Raw genomic sequence first — 7,545 nt, 5'->3', positions numbered from 1 at the left:
GACACCGCTCGGGGCGAAAAACGCTTGCCCAGCGAGCAAAATCAGGCGATCTTGAAGTCAAGCGGCGGGCCACTTGGGGAATGTCGGCTCGAAAGCCTGGCGCAATTATTACCGGTCGAACGACCAGCAGGACACCCAGACCTATCTGGTCGATCACATGACCAATACCTGTCTGGTTCTGCCCGCCGCCGGCACGGTCGAGATTTTCGGCCGCGATCTTTCCGCGCAGCAGCGCGCCGACCGCACCGCCTGTTTCATTGACGTGGCGTCAAATGCGGGGATTTGACCAATCGGACAAAACCCCCTAATCAAAACCGCAAAACTGCAAGGGCAAGCGAATATGGCAGAAGAATACGAGATCGGACCCGATCCCAGCCTGCTTCTTGTCGATGACGACGAGATCTTTCTGAACCGCCTGGCCCGGGCAATGGAGAAACGCGGCTTCGAGGTGATCCGCGCCGCCTCGGTCGCGCAGGCCCGCGCGCTGCTGGCCGAAAAGGCCCCGGCCTATGCGGTGGTCGACCTGCGGCTCGAGGACGGCAACGGGCTCGATGTGGTGGACGCGCTGCGCGAGGCCCGGGCAGACGCCCGCATCGTGGTGCTGACCGGCTATGGCGCCATCGCCACGGCGGTGGCCGCGGTCAAGATGGGCGCCACGGATTACCTTTCGAAACCGGCGGATGCCGATGACGTGACCCGCGCCCTGCTGGCCCGCGGCGACACGCTGCCGCCACCGCCCGAGACGCCGATGTCGGCCGACCGGGTGCGCTGGGAACATATCCAGCGCGTCTATGAGCAATGCGACCGCAATGTCAGCGAGACGGCGCGCCGGCTGCATATGCACCGGCGGACATTGCAGCGGATTTTGGCCAAACGCAGCCCGCGTTAATAATCGGGTTCTCAAAAACGATTGCATTTCTTTGCGAAATGCAAATATTGGGGCCATAAACGCCAAAACCCAGGGAACACCATAATGGCCATCGACCTGGACGCGATGTCCCTTCGCGAACTGCGCGATCTACGCAACAAGCTCGACCGCGCCATTTCCACCTTCGAGGATCGCCGCAAGCGCGAGGCCCTGGCCGCCGCCGAAAGCGCCGCGCGCGAATTCGGCTTCAACCTGGCCGATCTGACGGCCGCGAAACAGGCCCGCGGCAAGGTGGCGCCGAAATATGCCAATCCCGAGGATCCCGCGCTGACCTGGACCGGCCGCGGCCGCAAGCCGCGCTGGGTCCAGGAGGCGCTGGATTCCGGCAAGAAACTGGAAGACCTGGAAATCTGACTGCCGGCCCCCGCATCCCGATGCGGGGGTTCGCATTTCCGGCGTCGGGATTGGCTTTGGCGTCAGGATTTGCGATCCATTTCTTCAATAAGCGCATTGAAACGCGCCAGATAGGCATTGCGGGTTTCAAGCGGCGGCCGCAGCCGAATTTCCAGCCCCTGCAGCAATTCCGGCTGCGGCACCGGAAACAGGCGATCCGCCTCGGCCCGCGAAAACCCGGCAATCTGAACGGCTTCCAGCCAGGCGGAAATCCGGTCCGCGCGCTTGATCGCCCGCTTTACCGCAGCCGGAAGCTGCGCCGGCAATCCGAAGCGGCGATGAATCGCCGCCGCCAGCCGCGCATCCATTTCCCCGTATTCGCTGCCGAGCGCCGCCTTGACCGGGGAAATCATGTCGCCGATCACATATTCCGGCGCGTCATGCAGCAGCGCCGCCAGCCGCCAGCGCGGCTCGCAATCGGGATCGGTGCGGGCATGGATCTGTTCCACCAGCAGCGAATGCTCGGCCACCGTATAGGCCCAGTCGCCGCGGGTCTGGCCGTTCCAGCGCGCGACGAAAGCCAGGCCATGGGCGATGTCGGCGATCTCGATATCCATCGGCGTGGGATCAAGAAGATCCAGCCTCCGCCCCGACAGCATCCTTTGCCACGCGCGTTTCGCGGCTCTTGCCATATGGCTCCCCCATGCTCTGGCGCCGGCGGCGGCCCCGCGGCCGGGGCGCGCCAACGGCGGATCGGAAAGGCGAAGGGCCCGCGGCAGGGCGGCCGCGGGCCCAAAAACCCGTCGTCACGCAGAAGTGACCGCGTCAGGACAGCGGCTGGTCCGCGGGCTTCTCGGCCTGCATGCGGCGCGCGATCTCTTGCCGATACAGCGCCACGAAGTCGATCGGGTCCATGTTGAAGGGCGGGAAGCCGCCGTCTCGGGTCATGTCCGAGACGATGCGCCGCACGTAGGGAAACAGCATGCGCGGGCATTCGATCATCAGGAACGGGTGCAACTGGTCCTCGGGCACGCCCTCGACATGGAAGATGCCGCCGTAATCCAGCTCGCACAGGAAGATCGGCGACTTGTCGCGGGCGTTGGTCGATTGCACGCGGAACTTGCTGATCACCTCGTACTGGTGCTCGGCCGGGCGCTTGCGGGCATCCAGGCTGACCTGGACGCTGATCTCGGGCTGCACCTCGCCGGCGCCCAGCCCCTTCTGCGCCACCGCGTTCTCGAAGGACAGGTCGCGAATGTATTGCGTCAGGACCTGCAGGCGCACCTGCGGCTGGGCGCCGCTCGGGGCCTCGGTCGCGGCCGCGCCGTTGTTGTTCTCGTCGCTCATTGAGTTCTCCTCGGATCTGCCGGGGTTCTAGCACCCCGGCGCCGCGCGCTCAATGCCGGGTCCAGCCCGAATCGCCGCGCCGCGGCCCGCCCTCGGGACCCTTCTGCGCGCCCTGGTCGGTCAGCCCCTCGCGCACCGGGGCGGGCGGATCGTCCTGGACCGAATATTCGCCGTCGATCACGCCCTCGTCCCGCCAGCCGCGGCCGGGACGGAAGCCCGCCGGATCGGCGCCGAACTCGGCTTCGGCGCCATGGCCCTGGCGATAGCTGAAGCCGCTGCCCGAGACCTGCACCCGCGCAGCCATTTGCCGCAGGATCAGCGACCGCACCGGCGGGATCAGCAGCAGCAGGCCAAGGGCGCTGGTGAACAGGCCCGGCACCACCATCAGCAGGCCGGCGATCATCACCAGCGCGCCATGCGCCATCGGCCGGCCGGGATCGCGGAAGTCCTGCATGGCGCGCTGCAGGTCCAACGCCGCCCGTGCGCCCTGACGGCGCATCACCGCCGCCCCGGCCACGGCCGAGCCCAGAACCAGCGCGATCACCGGCAGCACGCCGATCGCGCTTCCGACCTGGATGAACAGCGCGATCTCGACGATCGGCAGGATCACGAACGGCAACAGCAGCCACATAAAGCCTTCCCCTTCGGCACTTCCTATTTCCGGCGCCAAACTGGACTTGGGCCGGTCCTCACCCTACATAAGCATCGGAAACCATCCTTACAAAGCTCGTTAGGTCCGTCGATGTCGAACCCCCTGCTGCAACTCCTCGTCCTGGGCGCGATCGCCGTGTTCCTGATCCTGCGCCTGCGCGGGGTGCTGGGCACCCGCGACGGGTTCGAGGCGCCGCGCATTCCCGAGGAACCGGCGCAGCGCCGCCGCTTCGACGTGATCGACGGCACCGCCGAGGCGGGCGACAGCGACATCGCCGACCATGCCGAACCGGGCAGCCCCACCGCCCAGGCGCTGGCCGAGATGAAGCGGGTCGAGCCCGATTTCGCCGTGGGTCCCTTCCTGTCCGGCGCCAAATCCGCCTATGAGATGATCCTGATGGCCTTCGAGCGCGGCGACCTCTCCGAGGTGCGCGGCTTCCTGGCCCCGCCGGTGGCCGAGGCCTTCGAGTCGGTGATCGAGGACCGCAAGGCCCGCGGCCTGGTCACCGAGGCGCAGTTCCTGGGCACCCGCGAAACCGCGCTGGCCGGGGCCGAATTCACCCCGGACACCGGCATGGCCGAGCTTTCGGTCCGCTTCGTCGGCGAGATGATCGTCGCCACCCGCGACGCCCAGGGCAACGTGGTCGAGGGCGACCCCAAGGCCGCGCGCAAGCAGCGCGACACCTGGACCTTCGCCCGCCGCATGGGTCAGGACGACCCGAACTGGCAGCTCGTCGCCACGGCCTGAACCATGGCGCGCCGGCGGGGACTCTCGGCCGAGGACAAGGCCCTGTGGTCCCGCATCGCCGCGACCGCAGTGCCGATGCATCCCGGCCGCAAGCAGGCCGAGCCGCCGCCTGAGCCCAAGCCGCTGAAAAAGCCGTCCGCCGCGCCGCAAGTCGCGGCGCTGCCGCTTGCCGATCTGCGGATCGGGGCGAGGGGCGGGCCCAGCGCGACCCGCATCGACCTGTCGCCGCCCCCGCGCGAGGCGCTGCATGCCCAGCCCCTGCGCATGGATCACAAGACCCATCGCCAGATGACCCGCGGCAAGCTGGCACCCGAAGCGCGCATCGACCTGCACGGCATGACCCTGGCCGTGGCCCAGCCGGTGCTGACCCGCTTCATCCTGCAGGCCCGCGCCGACGGCCGGCGGCTGGTTCTGGTCATCACCGGCAAGGGGCGCGAGGGCGGACCGGATGCGCCGCTGCCGGTCCGGCCCGGGGCGCTGCGCCACAACGTCCCGCATTGGCTGCACATGCCGCCACTGGATGCCGTGGTGCTGCAGGTCCGCCCCGCGCATCGCCGCCATGGCGGCGAGGGCGCCTATTACGTCTACCTGCGCCGCTAGAAGACCGGCGAGATCACGATCTGCGCCGCCCGCTCGGCATGCAGTGCCGCGCGGGTCAGCGGCCCGACCCCGCCGCTCACATCCGACGAGAACACGCTGTTCAGCTCCCGCGCCTGCGACAGGATGCGCAGAAGCGCCGGCGAGGTCGCGACGTTGAAATGCCCGGTGCCGCTGCTGAAGGCGCCGACATCGACCAACGTCACCGGCAGGTCCGCCACCGGCCCGGCATCGGTCAGGCTGCCCAGCCGCACCGGCTCGGCCGAGATCAGCGCCGACAGGCTCAGCGCCCGGTCCCGCCCCGAGGTGAAGATGACGAAGGGCTGCGGCAGCCTGCCGATGGCCCGGGCCTGGCTGCGGAACACGCCCACGTCGATGTCGGGCGACAGCAGAACCACGGCGCCGATCCGGTCCAGGGTGCGGCGCTCGCCGGCGATGGCCATCTGGCGCAGGCTCTCCATCAGCAGCAGCGCGCCCATGGAATGCGCGACCAGGATCGCCTTGCCGCCGCCCGCCTCGGCTGCGATCTCGATGCTGCGCTTGAGCCCGTCGCGGGAATAGAGCACGCTGTCGCGATCCGCGGCATAGGCCAGCGGCTGCCCGCGCGAGGGCCACGAGAAATGCATCGGCACCCCCGGCAGGCGCAGGTCCTGCTCGATCTGGGCAAAGCGATATAACCCCTCGGCGAAGGTGTTGTTGTAGCCATGCACGAACAGCACCACGTCGCGGTCGCCCGGCGGCCGGGCGGCGATGGCGCGGCGCATGTCGGCGCTGAAATCCTCGGGCCGGGCAAAGCGCGCATAGTCCGAGACCAGGAAATCCCGCCGCGGATCCGGCGCCGCACCCTTGTGGGGATAGGTGATCGAGCCGGGCCGCCGCTCGGGCGGCACCGAGACATCGACGCGGCCGAAGCTCACCCCCTCCTGCCGGCTGCCGTCGGGGGTGCGGTTGGTGGCGACATAGATACGCTCGACATGGCCGATGCGCGCCGCCTCGGGGGCAATGGTGATCTCGCCGCGCGGCGCGCAGGCCGCCAGCAGCAGAAACAGCGAAAGAAGGATCCGCCCCGGCATGTCCCGCGCCCCGTTCTGGTCGGCGGAACCATGCCATCCCATGGCGCGGCGGAAAAGCCCTCAGCCGTAATTCGCCTTGGGCCCCGCGAACCACCAGATGATCAGCCCGACCACCGGCAGGATCGCCACCAGCGCGATCCAGATCAGCTTGGTGGTGGCGCTTTCATTGGTGTTGATGATCGAGGCGATGGCCCAGACATCCAGCGCGAAGATGATGATTCCGAAGATATAACTCATGGGCGTTCCCGTCCGTTGACTTGAGGCACAACGGGCGGGACCATGCCGCAGTTCCCTAAAGCACGTAGCGCGACAGGTCGGCCGAGCGCGACAGGTCGCCCAGGTGCTTCTCGACGAAACCGGCATCCACCACCACCGTCTCGCCCGAACGGTCGGGCGCGCTGAAGGACAGCTCCTCGAACACCCGCTCGATGACGGTGTAAAGCCGCCGGGCGCCGATATTCTCGACCGAGCCGTTCACCTCGGCGGCGATGCGCGCCAGGGCGCGGATGCCGTCCTCGGTGAACTGGACCACCACCCCCTCGGTCGCCATCAGCGCGGTATATTGCCGGGTCAGGGCGTTGTCGGTCTCGGTCAGGATGCGGACGAAATCCTCCTCGGTCAGGGCGCGCAGCTCGACGCGGATCGGCAGCCGGCCCTGCAGTTCTGGAAGCAGATCCGAGGGCTTGGCGATATGGAACGCGCCCGAGGCGATGAACAGGATGTGGTCGGTCTTCACCGGCCCGTATTTGGTGGAAACCGTGGTGCCCTCGATCAGCGGCAGCAGGTCGCGCTGCACGCCCTCGCGCGAGACATCGCCGCCGCGGGCGTCGGTGCGGGCGGCCACCTTGTCGATCTCGTCGATGAAGACGATGCCGTTCTCCTGCACCGCCTCCAGCGCCGCGGCGCGCACCGCCTCGTCGTCCAGAAGCTTGTCGGCCTCCTCGGCGATCAGCAGGTCATAGCTTTCCGCGACGGTGACCTTGCGCCGCACCCGGCGGCCGCCAAAGGCCTTCATCAGCCCCGACAGGTCCATCATGCCGCCGATGGCGCCGGGCTGGCCGGGGATCTCCATCATGCCCAGCGGATTGGAATTGTCCTGCACCTCCAGCTCGATCACCGTGTCGTCCAGCTCGCCGCGCTTGAGCTTGTCGCGGAACATCTCGCGGGTCTGCTCGCGCGCACCTTCGCCGGCCAGGGCGGCAACGACCCGCTCCTCGGCGGATTTATGGGCGCGGGCCTTGACCTCCTCGCGCATGCGCTCGCGGGTCTCGATGACGGCGGCATCGGCCAGGTCGCGGATGATCTGCTCGACATCGCGGCCGACATAGCCGACCTCGGTGAACTTGGTGGCCTCGACCTTCAGGAAGGGCGCGCGGGCAAGCTTGGCCAGCCGGCGGCTGATCTCGGTCTTGCCGACGCCGGTGGGGCCGATCATCAGGATGTTCTTGGGATAGACCTCGTCGCGCAGGTCGTCGCCCAGCTGCCGGCGGCGCCAGCGGTTGCGCAGCGCCACGGCCACGGCACGCTTGGCCTCCTTCTGCCCGATGATGAAGCGATCCAGTTCGGACACGATCTCGCGCGGGGTCAGGTCGGACATTCGGGGCTCCTGTCTCATTCCGGCATCACTTAGAGGCGGCCGGAAGCCGATTCAACCAAGCCGCTGGACCAAGGCCGGAATCGGCGGCAGATTGCGCGCCTTTTCCACAGACCATCCAGCAAGGAATCCCGTCATGCGATCGCGTCGCGATCCGCCCGCCCCTCTCATGCTGTCCCGCCGTGCCCTGGCATCGCGTCTGGCCGCCGCGACGGCCGCCATCGGCCTGGGCAGCAGGGCGGCCGCCGCGGCCCGCCCGCCCGCCGCCGCACCC

11 protein-coding genes are annotated in these 7,545 nt (G+C 68.2%); 5 read left to right on the top strand and 6 right to left on the bottom strand.

Annotation, left to right across the window (positions count from 1 at the left end; genetic code table 11):
- The first annotated feature begins 73 nt into the window (after nucleotides 1-73).
- The 3 genes from I9P22_RS22455 (at nucleotide 74) to I9P22_RS22445 (ending at nucleotide 1,282) form a co-directional block, all read left to right on the top strand.
- Nucleotides 74-286, top strand: a complete 213-nt coding sequence (locus I9P22_RS22455; RefSeq protein ID WP_199262285.1) for a hypothetical protein — start codon at nucleotides 74-76, stop codon at nucleotides 284-286.
- Nucleotides 287-340: 54 nt separating this feature from the next.
- Complete coding sequence (locus tag I9P22_RS22450; RefSeq protein ID WP_199262284.1) at nucleotides 341-889, top strand: ActR/PrrA/RegA family redox response regulator transcription factor; 549 nt, start codon at nucleotides 341-343, stop codon at nucleotides 887-889.
- A gap of 84 nt (nucleotides 890-973) precedes the next feature.
- Nucleotides 974-1,282 carry an H-NS histone family protein gene (locus I9P22_RS22445; protein WP_199262283.1) on the top strand — a complete coding sequence of 103 codons (309 nt, stop codon included), beginning with the start codon at nucleotides 974-976 and terminating at the stop codon, nucleotides 1,280-1,282.
- 62 nt (nucleotides 1,283-1,344) lie between these two features.
- On the opposite strand, the gene I9P22_RS22440 is transcribed toward I9P22_RS22445, so the two are convergent.
- From I9P22_RS22440 to I9P22_RS22430, 3 genes are all read right to left on the bottom strand, one after another.
- Complete coding sequence (locus tag I9P22_RS22440; protein WP_199262281.1) at nucleotides 1,345-1,953, bottom strand: HD domain-containing protein; 609 nt, start codon at nucleotides 1,951-1,953, stop codon at nucleotides 1,345-1,347.
- Between the two features lie 133 nt (nucleotides 1,954-2,086).
- Complete coding sequence (gene secB, locus I9P22_RS22435; protein WP_199262279.1) at nucleotides 2,087-2,608, bottom strand: protein-export chaperone SecB; 522 nt, start codon at nucleotides 2,606-2,608, stop codon at nucleotides 2,087-2,089.
- A 49-nt stretch (nucleotides 2,609-2,657) separates the two neighbouring features.
- A complete protein-coding gene (locus I9P22_RS22430) occupies nucleotides 2,658-3,239 on the bottom strand; it encodes an FxsA family protein (RefSeq protein ID WP_199262277.1) in 582 nt (193 codons plus the stop codon).
- Between the two features lie 111 nt (nucleotides 3,240-3,350).
- On the opposite strand from I9P22_RS22430, the gene I9P22_RS22425 reads away from it, so the two are divergent.
- Both I9P22_RS22425 and I9P22_RS22420 read left to right on the top strand, forming a co-directional pair.
- A complete protein-coding gene (locus tag I9P22_RS22425) occupies nucleotides 3,351-4,007 on the top strand; it encodes a Tim44/TimA family putative adaptor protein (RefSeq protein ID WP_199262275.1) in 657 nt (218 codons plus the stop codon).
- A 3-nt stretch (nucleotides 4,008-4,010) separates the two neighbouring features.
- A complete protein-coding gene (locus I9P22_RS22420; protein ID WP_199262273.1) occupies nucleotides 4,011-4,607 on the top strand; it encodes a Smr/MutS family protein in 597 nt (198 codons plus the stop codon).
- Here the strand turns inward: I9P22_RS22420 and I9P22_RS22415 are convergent.
- From I9P22_RS22415 to hslU, 3 genes are read right to left on the bottom strand one after another with little or no spacing between them, the layout of a single operon-like run.
- On the bottom strand, nucleotides 4,604-5,677 hold the full coding sequence (locus tag I9P22_RS22415) for an alpha/beta hydrolase (RefSeq protein ID WP_199262271.1): 1,074 nt from the start codon (nucleotides 5,675-5,677) through the stop codon (nucleotides 4,604-4,606). The two genes, I9P22_RS22420 and I9P22_RS22415, sit on opposite strands and share 4 nt — an antisense overlap.
- Before the next feature lie 60 nt (nucleotides 5,678-5,737).
- The gene (locus I9P22_RS22410) at nucleotides 5,738-5,914 is read right to left on the bottom strand and encodes a PLD nuclease N-terminal domain-containing protein (protein WP_199262269.1); all 177 of its coding nucleotides are present in this window, start codon (nucleotides 5,912-5,914) and stop codon (nucleotides 5,738-5,740) included.
- A 55-nt stretch (nucleotides 5,915-5,969) separates the two neighbouring features.
- Entirely contained in the window at nucleotides 5,970-7,274 is a 1,305-nt protein-coding gene (gene hslU / locus I9P22_RS22405; protein ID WP_199262267.1) for an ATP-dependent protease ATPase subunit HslU, read from the bottom strand.
- Between the last annotated feature and the right edge of the window lie 271 nt (nucleotides 7,275-7,545).

Source organism: Paracoccus binzhouensis (genome assembly GCF_016446475.1).
GTDB classification, from domain to species: domain Bacteria; phylum Pseudomonadota; class Alphaproteobacteria; order Rhodobacterales; family Rhodobacteraceae; genus Paracoccus; species Paracoccus binzhouensis.
Note: the sequence above shows the minus strand (reverse complement) of the source record. Positions and strands in the feature narration are given on the sequence as shown.